Origin of the sequence: Cobetia sp. UCD-24C, from assembly GCF_001306765.1 — a bacterium.
Lineage (GTDB): Bacteria > Pseudomonadota > Gammaproteobacteria > Pseudomonadales > Halomonadaceae > Cobetia > Cobetia amphilecti.
The window spans coordinates 455,240-477,639 of sequence record NZ_LJTD01000003.1; the positions used below are offsets into that span (position 1 = coordinate 455,240).

Sequence of the window (22,400 nt, forward strand, 5' to 3'; positions counted from 1 at the left end):
CGTGATCCACGTGGCGGGCTTTTTTTGTCTATCCCTCAGGATCGAGTCAGCGTGACTCCGAGGTCTCGTGGGGCGTATCCAGCACCAGCGACTCGGCCAGCGGCGTCGGCTCCACGCCTTCAGCTCCCTCACCCTCTTCAAGGCGCTCCAGCTTGAAGCCGACCATGGCGTAGGCCACCGCCAGCGCCAGATTGATCAGGTTGAACAGCGCAAAGGGCAGGTAGCTCAAGGTCGCAACGCCCAGGGTGGCCGCCATGTAGGCGCCACAGCTGTTCCAGGGGATCAGCGGCGAGGTGATGGTGCCGGAGTCTTCCAGCGCGCGTGACAGGTTGACCGGTGCCAAACGGCGGCGACGGAACTCGGCGCGATACATGCGCCCCGGCAGGATAACCGAGATGTACTGATCGCCGGTCACCACGTTGGAGGCCAGGCAGGTGCCCAGCGTGGTGATGACCAGCGAACCGGCATTGCGTGTCGCGCCCAGAAGGCTCTGCACCAGTCGCTCCAGCAGGCCGAGACGCTCGATCACGCCGCCGAAGGTCATCGCCGACAGGATCAGCCACACGGTGTTGAGCATGCTGCTCATGCCGCCCTTGGAGAGCAGCGAGTCGATCACCTCATCACCGCTGTGGGAGACATAGCCATCGAACATCGACATCCACACGCCCTTGAGCAGCGCCATGGCGGTGGACATATCGGTGACGCTTGCCAGCCCCACCACCGCCTGCGGCTGGAAGATGACCGCGAAGACGGCGCCCAGCGCCGCGCCGATGAAGATCGCCGGGAAGGCGGGCATCTGACGCACGGCCATCACCAGCAGCACCAGGAGCGGAATCAGCAGGTGCAGGCCGATGTTGAACTGCTCGCCCAGCTGGGCACGCAGATTGGCGACCTGTTCCGGCGTCTGCAGGCTGGAGACGGAGTCGTGGCCGAGCCACAGAAAGCCTGCCAGCGCGAGCAGGATGCTGGGCACGGTCGTCCACAGCATGTGACGAATATGCGCGAACAGCGTGGTGCCGGCCGCTGCCGGCGCCAGATTGGTGGTATCGGACAGCGGCGAGAGCTTGTCACCGAAGTAGGCCCCGGAAATCACCGCGCCGGCGGTGATCGCCTCGGACAGCCCCAGGCCATCAGCAATACCGATCAGGCCGATGCCGATGGTACCGGCGACCGTCCACGAGCTGCCCACCGACAGCGCCACCAGCGCGCACAGCAGACAGGCGGAGGCATAGAAATACTGTGGCGCGATCACGTCCAGGCCGTAGTAGATCATCGCCGGCACGGTGCCGCCGAGAATCCAGGTGCCGATCATCGCGCCGACCGCCAGCAGGATCAGGATCGCGCCCAGCGAGATCTGGATGCCCTTGTTGACCCCCTCCTCAATATCGCTCCAGCGATAGCCGTTCTTGAGACCGATCAGGCCCGCGATCATCGCGCCGGACAGCAGCGCGACCTGATTGGGCCCCCAGGAGGCATCGGCACCGAACAGCACCACCGCCAGCACCAGCATGGCGATGACCAGCACGATGGGAATCAGGGCATCCAGCAGAGAAGGCGGACGATAGCCGCTGTCCTCAGCAGAGTTATCAGGGTGTTGTTGCATTCAAGACACCATCTTCAAGAAATGAGGACGCCGACACGCCGCGTGGTGACGGGCATGGCAGAAGACACGGAGAATGGGGAGCAACGCCGCAACGTCAGGCGGGGCATGCCGTCAAGGCCAGCCCCGGCGCGTGTCGCCAGACGATCTGGGGCGCATTATATCGACCAAGGTCGAAGACCGAAACGGTCAGGGTTTCAGGCATGCAGCAAGGTCATCGTCCATCAAGCGACATACCAACGCGAACGCCCCCGCCAGCAGGGCTGACAGGGGCGTTCCAGGGGGCCTTGCGAATCACGCCGTGATCATTTGCTGACCAGCTTGACGCGGGAGAAGCCGAAGCCCTCCAGCACCTCACGCAGTTCGCGGGCATTCTTCTTGAGCTCGACGCGCAGCGTGGAGAACTCGCGACGCAGCGGATATTCCCGTCGATAACGCACGAAGCCCTCGGCATTGCCGAAACGACGCTGATAGCGACGCAGGCCCAGCGCATCGCGACGCACGTCATAGCAGGCGCGTACGCAGAGCCCCAGCGCCTCTTCCGGCGGTGCCCAGCCCGTCAGCACCAGCTTGCGCAGCCATGGGTCCGGCTTGAGCTGACCCAGCTTGCGGCGCGCCGGCAGCCCGAAGTGACGACAGGCCTGCTGATAGATGATCTCGGTACCCTGCATCTTGCCATCCAGGCTATGCCCGGCGATGTGCGGCGTGGCGATGTCCACCAGTGCGGCCAGCTCGGCATCGATATCCGGCTCGTTTTCCCACACATCCAGCACGGTCAGCAGATCAGCCTGCTCCTTGAGGCGCTGCTTGAGCGCCGCAGTATCGACACAGCCACCGCGGCCGGCACTCAGCAGCACGCTGCCGGGCTTCATGGCGCGGATACGCTCGGCATTGATCAGATGATGGGTCGGATGCTCGCCACCGGTGACCATCGGGGTGTGCACGCAGATGACATCACACTCGGCGACCAGCTCATCGAGGTCCACGAAGCGGGACTTCTCGGGGCGCTCATCGCTCTGGCCCTCAAGCGCGGCACGCGGCGGGTCACAGACCAGCACCTCGGCACCCAGAGACTCGAGACGCTTGACCAGTCGTGACCCGACCTGACCGGCCCCGACCACGCCGAAGCGGCGGTCCAGCTGCAGGTCCAGCCCTTCCTGCTCGGCCAGATGCCACAGCGACGACAGCACGTAATCCACCACCGAGTCGGCATTGCAGCCCGGCGCGTTGGTGAAGTGGATATCGTTGGCCGCGAGCCATTCGAGATCGGCATGGTCGGTGCCGATGATCGGCGAGCCGACGAAGCGCACCCGCGTTCCTTCCAACAGCGCCTGATCCACGCGCAAGGTAGAGCGACAGATCAGCATGTCGACGTCCTTGAGGACGGCATTGGTGATCTCGCGAGTCGGCATGCAGGTCACCTCTCCCAGTTCGGAGAAGAATTCCTCTGCCAGAGGGACGTTATCGTCCACGATGATGTGCATCTGTTGCCTTTCCTTGCTGTGGCAATGAGTGTCGCTGCGGGTTCACGGGCCAGCATGAGCGCCTGAGTGACTTCACACCTTGCCGCAAGGCACGTGAAGATTACAATGGTATGCTTGCTTGCCCGCCGCCGTGCCATCTTAGGCGCACGCAACGGGCGTCACAAGCTCATGATTGAGTCCAGCCACCATCGTTTCGCCTCGGGAGTCACGCGTGATCATCCGCTGGGAAAGCCACCACGATTACGTTCTGGTCCATGTGCATCAGGACATGTTCGGCGACTGGATCGTCAGCCGCTCATGGGGCCAGATCGGCACCCAGTTCGGCGGATTGAAGCACGATCTCGCCGAAAGCCACGAGCAGGCCATGACCTGGGTCAGCGACCTCGCCCACATCCAGGCCTCACGCGGCTACACCAAGGTGCTGGAGGCCACGGCCGATAGCCCGGAAGCCGAAGACGCCATGCGCCAGATGTCGCTGCTGGAGAGCTAGTACGCAGCACGGTGCCGGACACGAAAAGACCGCCGCTACTCTGAGGTAGCGGCGGTCTTTTTGCACCAGCTTATAGCGACACGTCTGCGCCGCTCAGCGCAGAAAGCGACGCCCGTTGCGCAGGGCGGGGCTCTGCGGCTCAGTGGCTGAGTCGTGCTCGGCCGGGGGCGTGATTTCGACACCCTGCTCGAGGCGCTGCTCGACGCCCTGCGCGCGCAACCACTCCGGCAACACCTCTTCGCCATCGGCCAGCGAATACTCCGCCCCCGATGCGCTCGCCAGTACAGGGATGCGGGTCGCGTAACGCTCGCTCAGCTGCGTGTCGAAGGCGATCTCGACCCGCGTGAGCGTGACATCCGCCCCCAGCGCGTGCAGCGTGGCTTCCAGCCGAGCACACAGATGACAGCCCGCCGTGGTGTAGAGCCACAGCGGGACGCTGGCCATCGCTCAGCCCTTCACATCGCTGGCGCGACGGATGCGGAAGACGTGGTGGATATCCGGACGACGCTTGAAGTCCGGGTCCAGCAGCTTGCGCGACAGGTCTTCCACCACATGGTGCTGGCTGACGCTGTCATCCATCACGAAGCGACGATGGTTGTTGGAGAAGATCAGCGTGCCGCCCGGCGCCAGACTGGCCATCGCCAGGTCGATCAGGCGCGCGTGATCACGCTGGATATCCAGGGTGCCTTCCATCTTCTTGGAGTTGGAGAAGGTCGGCGGGTCGAGGAAGATCAGGTCGAACTCCTCGCGGGAGCGCTCCAGCCACTTCAGGCAGTCAGCCCGCACCAATTGATGGCGCTTGTCGCTGATGCCGTTGAGCTTGAAGTTCTCGCGCCCCCAGTCCAGATAGGTATTGGACATGTCGACGCTGACGCTCTCGCTGGCGCCGCCCAGCACCGCATGCACGGTGGCCGTCGCGGTATAGCAGAACAGGTTGAGCACCCGCTTGCCGTCCGCTTCCTTGCCCAGCAGCTTGCGCACCGGACGGTGATCCAGGAACAGGCCGGTATCCAGGTAGTCCTTGAGATTCACCCACAGCCTGGCATCGCCTTCCTGCACCTCGATACGCTGACCGGAGCTGTCCTGACGCGTGTACTGCGCCTTGCCCGCCTGACGCGTGCGTTGCTTGATATGGATATCGTTGGGCGAGCAGCCCAGCACCTGCGGGATCGCCGCCAGTGCATCCATCAGGCGGCGCTGCGCCTGACTGGCATCCACGGACTTGGGCGGCGTGTATTCCTGCACGTGCACGTGACGGCCATAGATATCGATGGCCAGCGCGTACTCCGGCATGTCGGCATCGTAGAGGCGATAGCAGGTAGTTCCGCTCTGCTTGAGCCAGCGCGCCAGTGACTTCTGGTTCTTCTTGAGGCGATTGGCGAACATCTGGCCGCCCTCGCTCAGCGCGGGCTGACTGCGGGCATCTTCGGCCACACTGTCTTCATCGACCGCACGCTCTCGCGCCGCCACGTCGATCATCAACAGCTTGCAGTCAAGCTGACCGTTGCGGAAGGCGTACTGGCGATGCGCACGCAGGCCGAGGCGGTGGCCGAGATCCGGATTGCCGGTGAACATGCCCAGCGTCCAGCCGCCGAAGTGACGCTTCATGCGCTCACCGAGGCTTGCGTAGAGCGGCACCAGTGCCGGCAGCTCACCCAGACGCTCACCGTAGGGCGGGTTGGTCATCACCAGGCCCGTGGTGGCGCCCTCGGGGCAGGTCAGCTCGGCGACGGAGGCACCTTCCAGCTCGATCAGCGCCGGAATACCGGCACGCATGGCGTTGGAGCGCGCGGCAGAAATCGCCTGCGGACTGTGATCGCGACCGAACAGACGTGCGGTGACCTTGCGGCGCCCGGCAATGGCACGCTGCTCCATCTCTTCCCACAGGCCCTTCCAGATGCGCTCGTCATGGCGCCCCCAGTGGCGGCAGGCGAACTCCTGGTTCAGCGACTGCGGCGCGATATCCGCCGCCATCAAGGCCGCTTCGATCAGCAGCGTGCCGGAGCCGCACATCGGGTCGACCAGGCTCTCGCCACGCGCCGCACGCGCCGGCCAGTCGGCCCGCATCAGCAGGGCCGCCGCCAGGTTTTCCTTCAGCGGAGCATGCGCGAGATCAGGACGGTAGCCACGCTGGTGAAGACTGCGCCCCACGAGGTCGATGCCCAGGGTGATGTAGCCATTGTGCAGGTGCGCGTAGATGCGCAGGTCTGCATTCTTGCCATCGACGGTCGGCTTGTTGCGGCCTTCCTCGAACATCGCCTCGACGATGCCGTCCTTGACGGTCTGGGCACCGAAGAAGGTGTGGCGAATGTCTTTCCATGTTCCGTGGAAATCGACGGCGATGGACGCACGATCCGGCAATTCCATCGCCCAATCGACACCCGCACTCGCCTTGCGCAGTTGCTCGCCGGTGTCGACGCCACCCACGCGAGTGAGCAGACGAATGATGCGGTTGGCCAGTCGCGACCACAGGATGGTGCGGTAGGCGGTTTCCTGGCTACCGTTGAAGTGTACGCCAGCGACGGTCGTGCCAGTCACCTCGGCACCCAGAGCCGTCAGCTCATCGGCCAGCAGCGTTTCGATGCCACGCGGGCAGGTCGCAAACCAGGTAGAGAGCGAGTTGCTGGGCGCGCGGGGTGTAGTCGCAGAGGTCGTATCAGTCATGAATCTCTCACCGGCAGGTGCCGGACTTATTCCTGTGAGTTGGCTTCTGGCACTAGCGATATTCCTATACGGCTGTCGACAAGCCAGAGGCAGTGTTCTAAAAACTATAGGTGTAGCTGCAATTCGGAAAGGTGACACGCCATGCGAAATAGAGGATCAAGGGACACGAGCCTCATTCGGGCAGCCTACCTGTGCCGCTCAGGAGATCGGACTTCCGGCACGGCAAGGCAGTCGCTTTTTCACCATCACGCTCGAGCATATACAGGCAAGACCTTCCATCATCTCACACTCGTGACCTTTTCCGACAAGAATGGCCAACGACGCGAGGTGATGATGCACGAGGCCGGCAGTGCCCGACAGGGCATCGGCCAACTCTCTCACTCGGCATGTCCGATGGCAGGACAACCGCGGCCAGACAAGGTCTCGCCGGGTACGCCTCGCCATCACTGACACTCAGTGCCGATGGGTTCTCACTTAGAGGTCATCCATGAAGAGACAGAAACGTGATCGCTTTCAGCGTGCCTATGTTCACGGCTACAAGGCTGGTGTCACCGGCCGTTCCCGTGATGATTGTCCCAGTATCGATGTCAATCTACGTGAATTCTGGATGAGCGGCTGGCGTGAAGGCCGCGGGGACCAATGGTCGGGAATGACCGGCGTCTCCGGCATCCACAAGAACCCCATGGTGCTCAGCTGAGCACCGCATGACGCCAAGGTTCATCATCCGCGACCAGGAGGTCATCCCATTTCAGGAAAGCGGCACGTCACGGAATGACACTGGCAATACGGCGCCTGGCGCCTTTCACCCCGCCGACGCAGCCTGATGCGCTGCCCAAGCGGATTCTCCGGCATCACGCCACCGGCTTCTGACATGTTACAGGGTCGGCTGGCACGTACAGAGAGGACTCGAGGTGTTCACGGTGAGTCGGTTTAGCGACATCACCCGGAAAATCCCACGGAAGTCGCCCAGCGACACGTCAAATCACCAGGGAGGTAACGCCTTATTTCTATCTTGATGACGCGCGGCACTGACAGGCAAGAGACGCAGTAGGCAATGGGGCCGACTCGCTTCACTTCCTGAAAGGCCGAGATGTTGGCGCTCGTGTCGTTTCAATCGTGGTATGGCTCCAGAAGAGGAGGCGCAGCAGGCGACGGCCTGCGAGGACGACGGTCCAGCGCGGAGCACGACACGGGCAAACGTTCACCTTGACTGCATCAGCAGGTTCTTTCCAGGCCTGCTTCAACCATCCACGCACCCGATGAGCTCAAGGGGCCAACCCCCAACCGCCGTTTCTGACGGCAAAAGCGCTTCGCATCGTGCACGCTGGCTGGACATGGCAGCCAACACGACAACGGCAGATCACGCATCACTTCCCTGCCGTTGTCATATCATCATTCACGCCGGTACCGAGGCCGCCTTCTGATGTCAGGAGGCGGCTTTTCTGTGTCTGCCCTTCCCCACTCGCCCCTCTCTTGAAGCGCCGTGAGCGAAGGATGCCAGCATCACGCTGCGGTTGAGCCCAGGCCGGATCACACCTTGATCAGGGTATCGGCCTTCTCCAGTGCACGCGCGCACTCACCGATCAATGCCGGGCCGCGGTAGATCAGCCCGGAATACAGCTGCACCAGATCCGCCCCCGCGGCGATCTTCTCACGCGCACTCTCGCCATCGGTGATACCGCCCACACCGATGATCGGCATGTTCGGCAGCGCTTCACGCAGGCCACGAATCACCCGCGTCGACGATTCACGCACCGGGGCGCCGGAAAGTCCGCCCGCCTCCTGCGCATGCGGGCTACCCGCGACCGCCGTACGCTCGATGGTGGTGTTGGTGGCGATGACGCCATCGATGCCGTTGTCCGCCAACGCCCGCGCCACGAACAGGATTTCCTCGCTGTCCATGTCGGGCGCGATCTTGATCACCAGCGGTACCTTCCTGCCGCGCTCGGCATCGAGCTGATCGCAGCGTTGGCGAAGCCCGGCCAGCAGCTGGCTGAGATGATCACCGAACTGAAGATTGCGCAGCCCCGGGGTATTGGGCGACGAGATATTGGCGGTGATGTAGTCGGCATGCGCATGCACGGCATCGAGGCAGACCAGATAGTCGCTCAATGCATCATCCACCGCCGTGGTCAGGTTCTTGCCGATGTTGATCCCCAGCACGACACCAAGGGCAGCACGCGCCTGACTGGCCTTGACCTTCGCGACCAGATGCTCGACCCCGGCATTGTTGAAGCCCATGCGGTTGATGATCGCCTGATGCTCCGGCAGCCGGAACAGACGCGGCTTCGGATTGCCGTCCTGCCCTTTCGGCGTCACCGTGCCGACCTCCACGAAGCCGAAGCCCAGAGCGGCAAGCGCATCAAGGTGATCGGCATTCTTGTCGAGACCTGCCGCCAGGCCAACGCGATTGGGGAATTCGAGCCCCATCAGCGAGACCGGATCACGCGGCGCTTCACCGCCCAGACCGCGCGCCATGCCGAGACGATGTGCCATGTCCAGCGCACTCAGCGTCACACCATGAGCTGTTTCCGGGTCGAGCTTGAAGAGAAGCGAGCGAGCAAACGAGTACATGATGATCTCCAGACTGCGGGCGGCAGGGTCGTGACGACAGCATAGCTGGGCGCGAAGTATACCCGAAGCCCGCGGGGACAGACACTGCGCGCCGGCACGCTCGCGCTGCTGTCGATAAAATCGCTCACGCCAAGGCCGGCACCATTTCCCATGCTCAGGGCAACAAAAAAGGGCGACCCGCCGGGCCGCCCTTGTGTCACCCCCGACGGTGTCGGGGTCATGCCCTGCAGATCACTTCACGTCGAGCTGCTGCACGCGCACGGTGTAGTTGTTGACACCCTGCATGGAGGAGCCGAACTTCTGACCGCTGACCCAGACGGTGTAACGCCCCGGTTCCAGCACGGTCTTGAGGTGGAAGTCGCCCTGGAAGCCTTCGCCCTTGTCGCTGGCGACGGTGTTGCCACTCTCGTCCAGCAGGCGCATCTGCAGCTTGTAGGTGCCTTCGCTGCCCGGGAAGGTTTCGCTGTCGATGGTCACGGTGCCGCGGTCCGCGACGTCGAAGGTCATGACCTCGCCCTTCTCGAGAATACGCACATCGGTGACGATCTCGTCGAAACGACGATCCGGCTCCGCTTCGGCCTCGGTTTCCGTCACGGCTGCACTGCCCGTGGCAGCAGCGGTCGTGGCAGCAGCGGCAGACGCCTCGGCTGCAGCAGTCGCGGCTGCCGAAGTAGTAGCGGCGGCGGCGCCTGTGGCGGAAGCGCCTTCAGCTGCCGCATTGCCCGTCTCGGCAGCCTTCTTCTCGCGGGCGGCCTGTTCGGCGGCGGCAACGGTGGCCGGCTTGATGGTCGCGACTTCATCGTTGGCATCGACGAAGGCGGTACGACGGCCATCGCCATCGGTGTCGAGGAAGACCAGGCCGTTGCCAGTCTCGATGCCGCTTTCCTCGGCAGACAGCTTCTCGCCACTCTCGCTCAGGCCTGCGACGTTGATTTCATAGGTGTTGCCGCCCGACTTGCCAGCCCCCAGCTTGTCGGCGCGCACACGCAGCTTGTAGACGCCCGGCTCAAGCTCGGTATTCATGTTCAAGCCATCGGAGGCCCTGTCACCTTCTGCAGTGGCCACGACCTCACCCTGCTCACTCTCGAGCGTGGCCTTCATGGTGTAGGGGTCGGTCACATCGAAACTGGCGACGCCATCGATTTCGTAGCGTCCGGCTTCCTTGATGGTGAACTGGTGCACGCTGGTGCCGCCGAACAGGAAGTTCTGGCTGTGGGCATCACTGCGCGGCTTGAGGAACTTGGAGATGTCCAGCTTGCCTGCCGCTTCTTCTGCACGCTGCTGAGCGGGGCTGCCATCGGCCAGCACGGCCTGGGAGGCCAGAGTGGACAGGCCGAGCGCGAGGGCGCAGGCGAGGGGTAATGCACGATGTGACATGGTGTCTCTGCCTTGTTGTACTGATGCTTTGAAAACAGAAGCCTCCAGCGAGCGCCGCAGCGACTCCGAGACTTGAAATGAGGGTCTGAAAATCAAGGACTGAAAACAGGGTCTGCAGAAAAGGATGCAACCATCAGGGCCTGTATCAGTCTCTGCACTGGTCGCCATTCAGCATACCAGACAGCTGACGACAGTTACCTTACCGCAGGCTTCAGCTATCACTTTTTTATTCATTCCTGACATGAAAAAGCCCTCACCAATGGTGAGGGCTTCTATCAGCGAGTCATCAGCTACTCGCCACTTGCGTCAGCCTCTTGCTGCCTCCGAGGCCGAAAGCATCAGGCTTCGCGCTTGGACTCGGCCAGATCGACCAGCTCGCGCAGGGCGACCGCGAACAGCGGGAAGCTCAGCTGAGCACCGCCCTTCATCTCGCCGAGCAGTGAGCACCAGCGGCTGACCAGACTCTCGTGGCTGGCCATCCAGCTGTCGACACGCTCATCGATCTCGCGCGGTGCATTGTCCTGCTTGAGCACGCTGACGGTCAGTGCCAGCTGCTGACGATCGAGATCATCGCGGAAGCTTTCACGTGCCTGCGCCTGCCAGCTGTCCTGCACCTCAAGGCCGTTGATCTTGTCACCGACCCACGGCAGCTCCAGACGATGGCCGATGCCGTAGAAGGCTTCTGCCACGCGATTGATCTTCTCGCCGGTCGCCTTGGCCGCCTCGATGATGCCAAGCCCTGCATAGAGGCTCGAGGTCGCGGCGATGGTGCTGGCCAGGGCCTCCGGCACGCCTGCCTCGACATAGCTGTCGCGACGCGCTTCCCAGTTCTCGCGGGCTTCGCCCTTGAGACGCTCACCGATGCTTTCGGAGAGCTGGGCCAGACGCGGGGCGAAGTGGCTGATGCATTCATTGACGCTCATGGAGCTGCGCTGACGCAGGAACCAGCGAGTGGCACGACGCATCAGGCGCATCAGATCGCCCATCATGCGGTACTGCAGTTCTGCCGGCACCTGGTGATCGAGGGCCTCGATCTGGGTCCACAGCGCTTCCAGATTGAAGCTGTCACGCGCCACGATGTAGGCACGCGCGATTTCCGCCTTGTCGGCACCAGTGGTGTCTTCCAGGCGACGCACGAAGGCGATGCCCATGTGGTCGACCAGGTCATTGGCGATCTGGGTCGCGGCGATTTCACGCTTCAGACGGTGCTGGTACATCTCTTCCGGGAAGCGCTCCATCAGCACGCGCGGGAAGGCGCGTTCGAGGTGCTGCTGCACGTAGCTGTCGTCCGGCACGTCAGAGGCGATCAAGCTGGTCTTGAGGTCGCTCTTGGCGTAGGAGACCAGCACGGACAGTTCCGGCAGGGTCAGGGCTTCACCGGCGTTGGAACGCTCGATCAGCGCTTCATCGGACGGCAGGAACTCGAGTTCACGGTCCAGGGTGCCGGCCGCTTCCAGCTCATTGATGAAGCGACGGAAGACGCCCATGCCTTCCTTGGACTGCTGCTCGGAGAGCGACAGCGCCTGGGTCTGGCGATAGTTGTCCTTGATCACCAGCTCGCCGACTTCGTCGGTCATCTCGGCCAGCTGCTGGTTGCGCTGCTTGTCGGTCAGATCACCGCGGGCGACGATGTCGTCCAGCAGGATCTTGATGTTGACCTCGTGATCCGAGCAGTTCACGCCACCGGCATTGTCGATGAAGTCGGTGTTGACGCGCACGCCCTGTTGGGCCGCGGCTTCCATGCGGCCACGCTGGGTCAGACCCAGGTTGCCGCCTTCGCCCACCACCTTGCAGCGCAGCTCACGGCCGTCGATACGCAGGCCATCGTTGGCCTTGTCACCGACATCGGCGTGGGACTCGCTGGACGCCTTGACGTAGGTTCCGATACCGCCGTTCCAGATCAGGTCGACCTGCGCCTTGAGCATCGCGTTGATCAGCTCGTTGGGCGCCAGATGGTCGGCACTGATGTCGAAGACTTTCTTCATCTGCGGGCTGATGGCGATGGTCTTGGCATCACGCGAGAACAGACCGCCGCCTTCGCTGATCAGGCTCTTGTCGTAGTCGTCCCAGCTGGAACGCGGCAGACGGAACAGACGCTCGCGCTCGGCGAAGCTCTTCGCGGTGTCCGGGTTCGGATCGACGAAGATGTTGCGGTGGTTGAAGGCACCGACCAGGCGGATCTTCTCGGACAGCAGCATGCCGTTGCCGAAGACGTCACCGGCCATGTCACCGATACCCACCACGCTGAACTCGTCTTCCTGGATGTTGATGCCCATCTCGCGGAAGTGACGCTGCACGCTGACCCAGGCGCCCTTGGCGGTGATGCCCATGCCCTTGTGGTCGTAACCGTTGGCGCCACCGGAGGCGAAGGCATCGCCCAGCCAGAAGCCGTACTCGTTGGAGATGGCGTTGGCGATGTCGGAGAAGGTCGCGGTGCCCTTGTCGGCCGCGACAACCATGTAGGGGTCGTCTTCGTCGTAACGCACGACGGCCGTCGGGGCCACCACGTCACCACCGGACAGGTTGTCGGTGATGTCGAGCAGTGCGCGGATGAAGATCTGGTAGCAGGCGATACCTTCCTTCTGGATCACGTCGCGGTCGGTGGTTTCCGGCATGCGCTTGCAGACGAAACCGCCCTTGGCGCCGACCGGCACGATGACCGCGTTCTTGACCTGCTGTGCCTTGACCAGTCCCAGCACCTCGGTGCGGAAATCTTCATGACGGTCGGACCAGCGCAGACCACCACGTGCGACCTTGCCGCCACGCAGGTGAACACCTTCGACGCGCGGCGAGTAGACGAAGATCTCGAACATCGGGCGCGGCTTCGGCACGTCAGGAATGCTGCGCGTGTCGAGCTTGAAGCTGATGTAGTCCTTGGCCTGGCCATCTTCCGCCGGCTGGAAGAAGTTGGTACGCAGCGTCGCCATCATCAGGTCGACGTAGCGACGCAGCAGACGGTCGTCGTTCAGGCTGGAGACCTGGTCGAGCAGACCATTGATGCGCTCGCGGCAGGCGTTGACGTCATCCTCGCCACCCTGACCCTGCGGGTCGAAACGCAGGTTGAACAGCTGCACCAGCTCGCGGGTGATGTCCGGATGGCTGCCCAGCGCATTGGCGATGTAGGCCTGGGAGAGACCGAAGCGGATCTGCTTCAGGTAACGCGCGTAGGCACGCAGCATCGCCACTTCACGCCAGTCCAGGCCAGAGCCGATGATCAGGCGGTTGAAGGCATCGGATTCGGCTTCGCCGGACCAGATCTTCTTGAAGGCTTCGATGAAGCTCTCGCGCACTTCGGAGAGCTCGACCGCGCCCTTGCCGTGATGCTCGAGGTCGAAATCGTGCACCCAGCAGGAGGAATCGGTGCGGGTGATCTCGTAGGGGCGCTCACCGATGACACGCAGGCCGAGGTTTTCCAGCACCGGCAGCACGTCGGAAAGCGGAATCGGCTGATGCTTGTGGAACAGCTTCAGATTGACGCCGGAGTTGTCGTCCTCGACCAGACGATAGGTGCTCAGGCCGACGGCCTGGCCTTCGTCCAGCGCGCGCAGGTGACCCACGTCATAGACGGCGGTGCGCGGCGAGAAGTCGTCACGGTAGCTGCCCGGGAAGGCATCACGGTAGCGAGTCATCAGCTCGTTGGCCTGCTCTTCACCGAAGCCTTCGACCATGGCGGCGTGCAGCTCGTCACGCCAGCTGCGGGCCAGCTGAGCGATCTTGTTCTCCAGCGCGCGCATGTCGTACTGGCCCGGCTCATCGCCCTTGAAGCGCAGGATGAACTGTATACGCGTCAGCACGGACTCGGACAGATACGGCGTGAAGTCACCGAAGGTGGCGTTCAGCTCTTCACACAGCAGATTCTGGATGCGCACACGCAGGTCGGTGGAGTAGACGTCGCGCGGCACGAACACCAGTACCGAGAAGAACTTACCGAAGCGGTCTTCACGCACGATCAGACGCACGCGACGACGCTCACGGATGTTGAGGATGCTGGTGGCGGTACGGGTCAGCTCGTCCGTGGAGATCTGGAAGAGGTCATCGCGCGGATAGACTTCCAGAATCTGCAGCAGGTGCTTGCCGTTGTGGCCCTTCGGGTTGACGCCGGCGGCTTCCATGACGTCCTGCACCTTGCGACGCAGAATCGGCACGTTGCGCGGGCTCTGGTTGTACACCGTGGAGGTGTAGAGCCCCAGGAAGCGGCGCTCGCCGATCACGCGGCCTTCTTCATCGAAGCGCTCGACGGTGATGTAGTCCGGGTAGGCCGGACGGTGCACGCGGGCGTGGAAGGCACTCTTGGCGAAGGACAGCAGCTCCGGGATCAGCACGTACTGATCGCTGTTGACGCTCTGCTGGTGACGGGACTGCTCGTGATAGCGCTCGAGGTCCAGCTTGAGCACGCCAAGCTCGGAGCCTTCGACCTTGTTCAGCACGCGGGTGCCGTCTTCCTGCTCGTCGACGGTGTACTCGTCATAGCCCAGGAAGGTGAAGTGGTCGTTGCCCATCCACTGCATGAAGTCGCAGGCTTCCTGATGGTCAGCCTCGGAGACAGTCGGCGGACGGTTGTCACGCAGCTCCTGCAGCGCCTGGGCGCCCTGGCTGCGCATGGCGTCGAAGTCAGCGACGGCAACACGTACCTCGGCCAGCACTTCACGCAGGCTGGTCTCGAGGTCTTCCAGTGTCTCGGCGTCGTTGTGACGATCGACCTCGATGTAGATCAGCGACTCGCGGTGCTGCGGGGCGCTCTCGGCACGCGGTGCCGTCACGCGCTCCAGCTGACCGGCATCATCACGTGCAACGGCCAGCACGGCGTTGTGGATGGCGTGAACGGTGATGCCACGACGGTTGAGCTCGATACGCACGGAATCGACCAGGAACGGCATGTCCGGGTGCAGCACTTCGATGATGGTGTGCGTCGACTGCCAGCCATGCTTCTCGAAGTCCGGGTTGTAGGCACGCACCTTGGGAGCCTCGAGGCTCTGCAGGAAGTGCCATACGGCCAGGGTGGAACCGTAGAGGTCATCCAGCTTGCGCTCGGCCATGTCCTCGAAGGAGGCCGTTGCGTGATAGTCGCGCGCAAACGCCGCGATCACGTCCACCTTGTCCTTGGGAAGTCGCTTGTCCAGCTGCTCTTCGAGCTGCTCAAGAAATTCCTGCTTGCCGTCCGTCGCCACGTGTAGCATCAATCACCTCGACTGACCTGATGGATGTATCAGGGAAAATAGTCATAGAGAGTCTGCGCCGGCCAGAAAGGCGTTGCAGCACAGACTCATGCAGTGCATCACAGACTAGCGCAGTCTGCGCCTCTGCCCCATGCCTGTTCCATATTGGTCATGCAGCATTACATCTGTGCATCGGGTATTGACTTGGCGGTCCGCGCATGAAACGAAAGTCTAATTCGAGTGACTGTCATGTGCGCAAAAAAGCCCCGTCGTCCCCTACCTGACAGGTAGATGACGACGGGGCTCTGGTTTTTCAAACGATTGGCGCGATACCTCGCTCATGCAGGCGTGACATCGGCTGTCGGTGTGAAGATGCGCTTATCTGCGAACCAGATAGACACCGCACTCGAGGTGGTCGGTATACGGGAACTGATCGAACAGCGCGAAGCGTTCGATACGGTGCGTGCGACACAGTACCTCAAGGTTGTCGATCAGCGTCTGCGGGTTGCAGGAGATATAGACGATGCGCTCGTAGCGCGCGGTCTGCTCGCAGCTGTCGGCATCGAGGCCGGCACGCGGCGGATCGACCAGCACGGTGCGGAAGTCGTGGTTGTCGAGGTCCATCTCCGCGACACGACGGCCCGCCTTCTCGCCCGCCAGCGCCAGCGAGAAGTCCTCGGCCGACATGCGCGCCACCTGGGCATTGTCGATGGCGTTGGCCGCCAGGTTGACCTGCGCCGAGGCCACGGAAGTGCGCGAGATCTCGGTGGCCAGCACGCGGCGGAAGTTCTCGGCCAGCGCGATGGTGAAGTTGCCGTTGCCGCAGTAGAGCTCGACCAGATCGCCCTGCTCACGGCCTTCCGCCTGCGCCTTGTCAGGATGGGTCACGTCACGCGCCCAGCTGAGCATCGAGCGGCAGATCTCGGCATTGGGCTGGGTGAAGCTGTTCTCGACCTGCTGATAGACATACTCGCGGCCATCGACCTCGAGACGCTCGAAGACGTGATCGCGCGTCAGCACGATATGCTGCTTGCGCGAACGCCCGATGATCATGATGTCGAGCTCTTCTTCCAGCGCGCGTGCCTCGGCTTCCCAGTCTTCGCCGAGCTTGCGATGGTAGATCAGCGTGACCAGTGCCTCTCCACTCAAGGTGGTGAGGAACTCGCACTGGAACAGACGCTCACGCAGCACCGGGCTTGCCTTGAGGCGCTCACGCAGCAGCGGCATCAACTCATTGATGCGCTGGCTGGCGACCGGGAAGTCGTCCATGCGCACGACCGTCTTCTTCTTGTTGCCCTCGTCGTCGAACTCGACCTCGAACATCGCGTAATAGAGGTCATCATCCTCGTGCCAGATCCGGAACTCGCAACGCATGCGGTAATGGCTGGGCGGCGAGGGAAATACCTCGAGTTCCGGCGCATCGAAGGCAGCGAAACGTGCGCGGGTCTGCTCGGCCTTCTCGGCGAGCTGCTGTTCATACTGACTGGGATCGACGACGGCGATGGCCACACTGACTCCTGCCTGCGGGCATACCGCAGCACTGAAACGATGAGCAAAAAGACGCGGGGACGTCATGGTGAACCATGCCGATCACGTCCATTCAAAGGTTGGGCGCGCTAGCCTACCATCGGCAGCGCGAAGCTCAAGCGCCAAATGGCGGGCCAAGGCGGGAGCAGGCAGGTGCAAGGGGGCCGCGAGAGTCAACGCCCCTGCCCCTCAGTCGTCGAACGCCAGCGCCTGCGGCGCGGCGAAACCCTGACTGGCCAGCGCCGTGGCCAGTCCCGGCTGCCGGGCATCCGTCGCCAGCGCCATGTGCTCACGCGGTGCTGGCTGAACCGCTTGAGCGGCTTGCGGTTCAGCCGCTTGCGCCGCAGTGCCAAGCGCCAGCACCTCCGCCACGCGGCGGGCGATTGCCGCGCCGGAATCCACCAGCGCCACCCGAGACTCGCCCAGTACATGCGAGATGTCGGCGCCGAGCAGCGGGAAATGCGTGCAGCCGAGAATCACCACTTCCAGCGCCTCGACCGCCGCCAGATCGGCCAAACTGGCCGCCACCACCTCGGGGCGCGCCGGCTCACCACGCAGACGCCGCTCGGCCTCCGCGACCAGCGGATCAGCCGCGACGCGAATCACGCGACAGTCGGCGGCGAAGTCACGAATCAGCTGCTCGGTGTAGGCGCGACGCACCGTGGCGGAGGTCGCCAGCAACGCGAAAACCGGCGGCTCGCACTTCTCACGACGTGCTGCGCTCTGGCGCGCACGTGCCAACGCCGCCGCCGGCTTGATGGCGGGCACGGTACCGATCACCGGAATCGACAGCGCTTCGCGCAGCGCCGTCAGCGCCAGAGTGCTGGCGGTATTGCAGGCGACCACCAACGCCCGTGCCCCGCTTGCCTCGACGGCCGCCACGCACACCTGAACGATGCGCGGTATCAACCAGTCATCCGGCTTGGTGCCATAGGGCAACGCGGCGTTGTCACAGACATAGGCCAGCGACAGCTGCGGCCACTGGCGGCGAATCTCGGCGGCGACGGACAACCCGCCGACGCCGGAATCGAAGACCAGCACCGGGGCAGAAGAACGGGAATCAGAGGCAGGCATGTCGCCTGGGCGGGCAGGACTCATCGGCAGATACCGCTGGCGACAATCATCATGGAGACGGGCGACTCGAACAGACGGGACAAGGGCGCGGAGTCTATCACGGCCGCAGACCCGGCTTCACAACCTCGAGCGGTGACAGATCGTTCTGCCCAGCATCATTCACGGCCGTGGTGTCGCGGACGGCTGTCGGTGACGTGGCGAGCACGTCGGGCATCATCATGTGGCCAATCCGGGCGAAGTGCTCACACAGCACCTCGATCAATGCCCGCAGGCGTGCCGGCTGCATGTCGCGCTCGGCATAGACCAGATGGATATCCACCGGCGCGCACCAGTAGTCGACAAGCAGCGGCACCAGACGGCCATTGGCGACGTCATTGGCCACCAGGAAATCCGGCTTGCAGGTAATGCCGATGCCCTGGGCAGCGGCCTCGACCAGCCCGCGCCCGCTGTCGCAGCTGAAGGTCGGCGACAGGCGGATCTTGCGTGGCCGCCCGTCGACCATGAAGCTCCACACCGGCCCCTCACGCTGCTGGGTGTAATTGAGGCAGCGGTGATGGGCCAGATCTTCCGGCACCTCGGGCGTGCCATTCTCGGCCAGGTAACCCGGGCTGGCATAGACTCCGACCTGGGCGCCCGCCAGCCGGCGCGCGATCAGGCTGGAATCAGACAGCGCACCGGCGCGAATCACCAGATCATAATCCTCGGCCATGAGATCGACGTGGCGATCCTCCAGGCGCAGGTCGAGCTCGACATAGGGGTAGGTCTGGCGGAAATGCGCCAGAGCCGGCATCAGACACTGGATACTGAAATCCATCGGCGCCGACATCTTCAAGCGCCCTCGAACCTCGCCCTGACGCTCGCCAAGACTGTCTTCCAGCGCCTGAAGATCATTGAGCACACGACAGGCCCCCGCCAGATAATGCTCACCCTCGGCGGTCAGCTGCAGACTGCGCGTGGTGCGCATCAGCAGGCGAACGCCCAGCTCGGCTTCCAGGCGCGAGATCTGCTTGCTGACCATGCCGTTGGATAGCCCCAGCTGACGAGCACCGCCCGCGAAACTGCCCTCCTCTACCACGGCGCGAAACACCTGCATGGCAGTGAGTCTATCCATCGTGCGATCCCCTTTGCGATCAAGGAAAATGAGCCAGGAAAGTGAGTCAAGAAAGTGAACCTGAAAAGCGGGACGGCAAGATAACGACGAGTCCGCGCCCGGCGCGCCTATTTTACCTGCTTGGTGACGATGTAGGTGAAATAGCGATCGATGCCCAGCTCTGACACCAGCCAGTGATCGACCAGACGCTGATAGGCATCGATGCTGGCGGTCTCCAGTCGCAACAGGTAGTCCACCCCGCCGCCGACGGCGACGCACTCGATGACCTCATCCGCCTCTCGCATGGCACGCTCGAAGCGCTGGAAACTGCCGGCATCATGATGCTTGAGGTGGATCTCGACCCACACCGGCGTGCGCGGGGCAGCCCCCGGAGCAGCACCACCCTGCTGATCACTCAGTCGCTGCTGATTGATGATGGCGGCATAACCCTCGATGATACCCGCCTGCTCGAGGCGCTTGACGCGCTCCCAGCACGGGCTGACCGACAGGTTGATCTCCTCAGCCAGCCGCGACTTGGTGATGCGGCCATCGCGCTCGAGTATCGCCAGAATCTTGAGATCGAAGGCATCCAGCTTCGGCGCTGGCTGCGAGCGGGAGGGACTCGCGCTCATGAGGCCTCTCGCGCCAGGTCGTCCACGACTTCCGCGATCACCGCCAGGGTGTCGCCCAGACTCACCTGGGCCGGGAAGCGCCGCGCCACCAGCACGCCATCACGGGCGGCGCGATATTCCACCGCCGCCTGACCGGCGCGTCCCAGCGGATAGACCCGCGCCACGCACTGGCCCGCCGTGACCTGCTCGCCGAGTGCCACGCACAGCTCCAGCAGCCCTTCATGCTCACTCTGCACGTAACAGCTGGCATCCGGCATGTCGATCAACAGCGGCGCGTTCGCCTGACTGGCACGCTGGCGCTCGATGTCCTGCTCCAGATCCGCGCGACTGCGCGCGCGCAGTACACCACTGAAGGCGAGGAAGTTGTCGACGCCACGGTCGGCGATCGCCTGACGCTCCGGCGTGGTGGAACCGCCACCGCCCAGCTCCGTGGTAACGAAGACCTTGCCCTGGCGTTCCACCGCCGTGTCGTAGAGTGCCTCGGCGTCCAGCTCGAACATCATCATCGCCGAGGGCGCCCCGAAGGCCAGCGCCCCGGCCAGGCTCTCGGCTTCCTGCAGGCGACACTGCTCGACGCCCAGCGACTCCTCGAGATAGTCGAGACGGTGCGCGGCCGCGAACGGCAGGATATCCAGGGTGCGGCCGCCGGAATGCAGGTCCAGCGCATAGTCGCACTGCGGTACCAGCACCCGGGTGAAGTAGTCGGCGATCTGCTCGGTCGGGCCGCCGGTGGGGCTGCCGGGGAAGCTGCGGTTGAGGTTGCCGCCATCGAGAGGCGAACAACGCCGCCCGGCCTTGGCCGCCAGCGCATTCATGGTCGGCACGATGATGACACGGCCCTTGACGTCCTCGGCAGTCAGACGCGCTGCCAGCTTGTAGAGCGCGGTGATGCCTTCGTACTCGTCGCCATGATTGCCGCCGGTCAGCAATACCGTCGGCCCCTCACCATTGGCGATCACGCTGATCGGGGTCATCACCGCGCCCCACGCCGACTCGTCAGTCGAGATCGGCAGCTTGAAGAAACCGTGCTGAACGCCATCGGCGAACAGATCGATGGTCAGACTGACGGGGGACTCTCGCATGACACCACTCCTTGTTATGACGGGCTGCTGACACTTGTCGGCAGGCTATTTGACGAACAGCTGGCGCGGCACATCACACAGCGGCTCGGCACCGTTTTCCGTGATCAGGATCGACTCGGTGATCTCGAGCCCCCAGTCATCCATCCACATGCCGGGCATGAAGTGGAAGGTCATGCCCGGTTCCAGCACGGTCTCGTCACTGGGGCGCAGACTCATGGTGCGCTCGCCCCAGTCCGGCGGATAGCTGATGCCGATGGGATAGCCGCAGCGCGCGCCGCCACGGTCGAAGCCGTACTTGTCCATCGCTGCGCCCAGCGCCAGCGCGATGTCACAGCAGCGATTGCCGGGTTTGGCGATGGCCAGTCCACTCTCGATGCCTTCCAGCAGGGCAGACTCACCGCGCACGAAATCGCGCGGCGGGCGGCCGAGAAACACGGTACGCGACAGCGGCGCGTGATAGCGCTTGTAGCAGCCGGCCAACTCGAAGAAGGTGCCCTCGCCCTGGCGAAATGGCGTGTCATCCCAGGTCAGGTGCGGCGCGGCGGCATCACTGCCGGTGGGCAGCAGCGGCACGATGGCCGGATAGTCGCCACCGAGAATCTCACCCTCGGGGCCGATCACACCCTCGACGCCGACCCGGTAGATCTCCGCGACCAGCGCACTCTTGGGCAGGCCCGGCTCGATCATCTCCAGAATGCGCGAATGCATGCGCTCGACGATGCGTCCGGCCACGCGCATGTAGGCGATTTCCTGCTCGGACTTGATCGCGCGACACCAGTTGACCAGCGAGTTGGCATCCACCAGCCGCGCGTGGGGCAGCTCCTTGACCAGCGACAGATGCGCCCGCGCCGAATAGTAATAGTTGTCGAGCTCGACCCCGACGACCCCATCGTGCCAGCCACGCTGCGGCAGGATGGACTGGGCGAGAAACTCCATCGGATGCATGTCCGGATTCTGCACGTAGTAATCCGGATACCACAGGATGTTGTCCTCCCCCATCCAGCAGGTACGCAGCGCGCCGTTGCCGTCCTGACGGCGCCCGTACCAGACCGGCTCGCCGGAAAGCCCCAGCAACACGCACTGGTGCACATAGAAGGACCACCCGTCATAACCGGTTAGCCACGCCATGTTGGAGGGGTCGGAAATCACCATCACATCGATGCCGGCGCGCGCCATGGCCTCACGCACCCGCTGGATACGCGCGCGATACTCGCCGATGGTGAAGGCCTGACGGCCAGCGGACAGCGCGCGTGGCGTCCAGTCACTCTCGGTGGCCAGTGCCTCGCTGCTGGGCAAGGTGGCCAGGCCAGCGAAGGCTGGCTGGGGCGCACCAGTATGGGGCGGGAATTGACTCATGCAGCGCTCCTTTTCGATCAGGCCTTGAGGCAAGCAGCACGTTGGGGCGGAGCCAGTGGCCATACGCAGGGCCAGGCAGCGGGTGACCGACCTGCCAGCCGCACCGGGCTGACACTGCCTGCCTGCGCCGCGAGCGAACGATGCGCCCTGCGGGTCGGCAGGGTCGGCGTACATGCGTACATCCGAATTCCCCTCTGGATTCGAGTCTGTCACTCTGCCAACCACGGGTCAAAGGACGACTCTGGCACTGTCGCCCTTCGCTTGAGCCCTTGCAAGGCCTGCGCCATTGCCGCC

General features: G+C 63.5%; 15 protein-coding genes. 2 read left to right on the forward strand and 13 right to left on the reverse strand.

From position 1 onward, the window contains the following. Positions 1-46: 46 nt before the first annotated feature. A complete protein-coding gene (gene nhaC / locus AOG28_RS06150; protein ID WP_082388366.1) occupies positions 47-1,603 on the reverse strand; it encodes a Na+/H+ antiporter NhaC in 1,557 nt (518 codons plus the stop codon). A gap of 302 nt (positions 1,604-1,905) precedes the next feature. Next, on the reverse strand, positions 1,906-3,084 hold the full coding sequence (gene pdxB / locus AOG28_RS06155; RefSeq protein WP_043334303.1) for a 4-phosphoerythronate dehydrogenase PdxB: 1,179 nt from the start codon (positions 3,082-3,084) through the stop codon (positions 1,906-1,908). Between the two features lie 211 nt (positions 3,085-3,295). Here pdxB and AOG28_RS06160 point away from each other — a divergent pair, with 211 nt between their 5' ends. Further along, complete coding sequence (locus tag AOG28_RS06160) at positions 3,296-3,574, forward strand: WGR domain-containing protein (RefSeq protein WP_043334304.1); 279 nt, start codon at positions 3,296-3,298, stop codon at positions 3,572-3,574. A 93-nt stretch (positions 3,575-3,667) separates the two neighbouring features. On the opposite strand, the gene AOG28_RS06165 is transcribed toward AOG28_RS06160, so the two are convergent. Both AOG28_RS06165 and rlmKL read right to left on the reverse strand, forming a co-directional pair. Then, entirely contained in the window at positions 3,668-4,018 is a 351-nt protein-coding gene (locus AOG28_RS06165; RefSeq protein ID WP_054555648.1) for a glutaredoxin family protein, read from the reverse strand. Positions 4,019-4,021: 3 nt separating this feature from the next. Further along, positions 4,022-6,238, reverse strand: a complete 2,217-nt coding sequence (rlmKL, locus tag AOG28_RS06170) for a bifunctional 23S rRNA (guanine(2069)-N(7))-methyltransferase RlmK/23S rRNA (guanine(2445)-N(2))-methyltransferase RlmL (RefSeq protein ID WP_054555649.1) — start codon at positions 6,236-6,238, stop codon at positions 4,022-4,024. 487 nt (positions 6,239-6,725) lie between these two features. Between rlmKL and rmf the strand changes: the two genes are divergently transcribed. Next, complete coding sequence (rmf, locus tag AOG28_RS06175; protein WP_043334308.1) at positions 6,726-6,935, forward strand: ribosome modulation factor; 210 nt, start codon at positions 6,726-6,728, stop codon at positions 6,933-6,935. A gap of 833 nt (positions 6,936-7,768) precedes the next feature. Here rmf and AOG28_RS06180 read toward each other — a convergent pair. The 9 genes from AOG28_RS06180 to doeA all read right to left on the reverse strand — a co-directional run bounded on the left by AOG28_RS06180 (position 7,769) and on the right by doeA (position 22,106). Next, the gene (locus AOG28_RS06180) at positions 7,769-8,812 is read right to left on the reverse strand and encodes a quinone-dependent dihydroorotate dehydrogenase (protein WP_054555650.1); all 1,044 of its coding nucleotides are present in this window, start codon (positions 8,810-8,812) and stop codon (positions 7,769-7,771) included. A gap of 231 nt (positions 8,813-9,043) precedes the next feature. Next, on the reverse strand, positions 9,044-10,189 hold the full coding sequence (locus AOG28_RS06185) for a hypothetical protein (protein WP_054555651.1): 1,146 nt from the start codon (positions 10,187-10,189) through the stop codon (positions 9,044-9,046). Between the two features lie 338 nt (positions 10,190-10,527). Beyond that, positions 10,528-15,366, reverse strand: coding sequence for an NAD-glutamate dehydrogenase (locus tag AOG28_RS06190; RefSeq protein WP_054555652.1), 4,839 nt, complete (start codon positions 15,364-15,366; stop codon positions 10,528-10,530). A gap of 357 nt (positions 15,367-15,723) precedes the next feature. Then, entirely contained in the window at positions 15,724-16,854 is a 1,131-nt protein-coding gene (gene trmA / locus AOG28_RS06195; RefSeq protein ID WP_054555653.1) for a tRNA (uridine(54)-C5)-methyltransferase TrmA, read from the reverse strand. A gap of 207 nt (positions 16,855-17,061) precedes the next feature. Next, the gene (gene murI, locus AOG28_RS06200) at positions 17,062-17,970 is read right to left on the reverse strand and encodes a glutamate racemase (RefSeq protein ID WP_235506961.1); all 909 of its coding nucleotides are present in this window, start codon (positions 17,968-17,970) and stop codon (positions 17,062-17,064) included. A gap of 73 nt (positions 17,971-18,043) precedes the next feature. Then, on the reverse strand, positions 18,044-19,057 hold the full coding sequence (locus AOG28_RS06205; protein WP_082388368.1) for a LysR family transcriptional regulator: 1,014 nt from the start codon (positions 19,055-19,057) through the stop codon (positions 18,044-18,046). Between the two features lie 107 nt (positions 19,058-19,164). Next, on the reverse strand, positions 19,165-19,668 hold the full coding sequence (locus AOG28_RS06210) for an Lrp/AsnC family transcriptional regulator (protein WP_054555655.1): 504 nt from the start codon (positions 19,666-19,668) through the stop codon (positions 19,165-19,167). Continuing rightward, positions 19,665-20,750 carry a N(2)-acetyl-L-2,4-diaminobutanoate deacetylase DoeB gene (doeB, locus tag AOG28_RS06215; RefSeq protein WP_054555656.1) on the reverse strand — a complete coding sequence of 362 codons (1,086 nt, stop codon included), beginning with the start codon at positions 20,748-20,750 and terminating at the stop codon, positions 19,665-19,667. Before doeB ends, AOG28_RS06210 begins: the two co-directional genes overlap by 4 nt. Positions 20,751-20,795: 45 nt before the next feature. Continuing rightward, positions 20,796-22,106: an ectoine hydrolase DoeA gene (doeA, locus tag AOG28_RS06220; protein ID WP_082388370.1), complete on the reverse strand. Its 1,311-nt coding sequence runs from the start codon at positions 22,104-22,106 to the stop codon at positions 20,796-20,798. Between the last annotated feature and the right edge of the window lie 294 nt (positions 22,107-22,400).

Excerpts from the sequence above, each read along its gene's own strand:
- nhaC (WP_082388366.1), bottom strand. The coding sequence starts at position 1,603 with ATGCAACAACACCCTGATAACTCTGCTGAGGACAGCGGCTATCGTCCG.
- pdxB (WP_043334303.1), bottom strand. The coding sequence starts at position 3,084 with ATGCACATCATCGTGGACGATAACGTCCCTCTGGCAGAGGAATTCTTC.
- AOG28_RS06165 (WP_054555648.1), bottom strand. The coding sequence starts at position 4,018 with ATGGCCAGCGTCCCGCTGTGGCTCTACACCACGGCGGGCTGTCATCTG.
- rlmKL (WP_054555649.1), bottom strand. The coding sequence starts at position 6,238 with ATGACTGATACGACCTCTGCGACTACACCCCGCGCGCCCAGCAACTCG.
- rmf (WP_043334308.1), top strand. The coding sequence starts at position 6,726 with ATGAAGAGACAGAAACGTGATCGCTTTCAGCGTGCCTATGTTCACGGC.
- AOG28_RS06180 (WP_054555650.1), bottom strand. The coding sequence starts at position 8,812 with ATGTACTCGTTTGCTCGCTCGCTTCTCTTCAAGCTCGACCCGGAAACA.
- AOG28_RS06185 (WP_054555651.1), bottom strand. The coding sequence starts at position 10,189 with ATGTCACATCGTGCATTACCCCTCGCCTGCGCCCTCGCGCTCGGCCTG.
- AOG28_RS06190 (WP_054555652.1), bottom strand. The coding sequence starts at position 15,366 with ATGCTACACGTGGCGACGGACGGCAAGCAGGAATTTCTTGAGCAGCTC.
- murI (WP_235506961.1), bottom strand. The coding sequence starts at position 17,970 with ATGAGTCCTGCCCGCCCAGGCGACATGCCTGCCTCTGATTCCCGTTCT.
- AOG28_RS06205 (WP_082388368.1), bottom strand. The coding sequence starts at position 19,057 with ATGGATAGACTCACTGCCATGCAGGTGTTTCGCGCCGTGGTAGAGGAG.
- AOG28_RS06210 (WP_054555655.1), bottom strand. The coding sequence starts at position 19,668 with ATGAGCGCGAGTCCCTCCCGCTCGCAGCCAGCGCCGAAGCTGGATGCC.
- doeB (WP_054555656.1), bottom strand. The coding sequence starts at position 20,750 with ATGCGAGAGTCCCCCGTCAGTCTGACCATCGATCTGTTCGCCGATGGC.
- doeA (WP_082388370.1), bottom strand. The coding sequence starts at position 22,106 with ATGAGTCAATTCCCGCCCCATACTGGTGCGCCCCAGCCAGCCTTCGCT.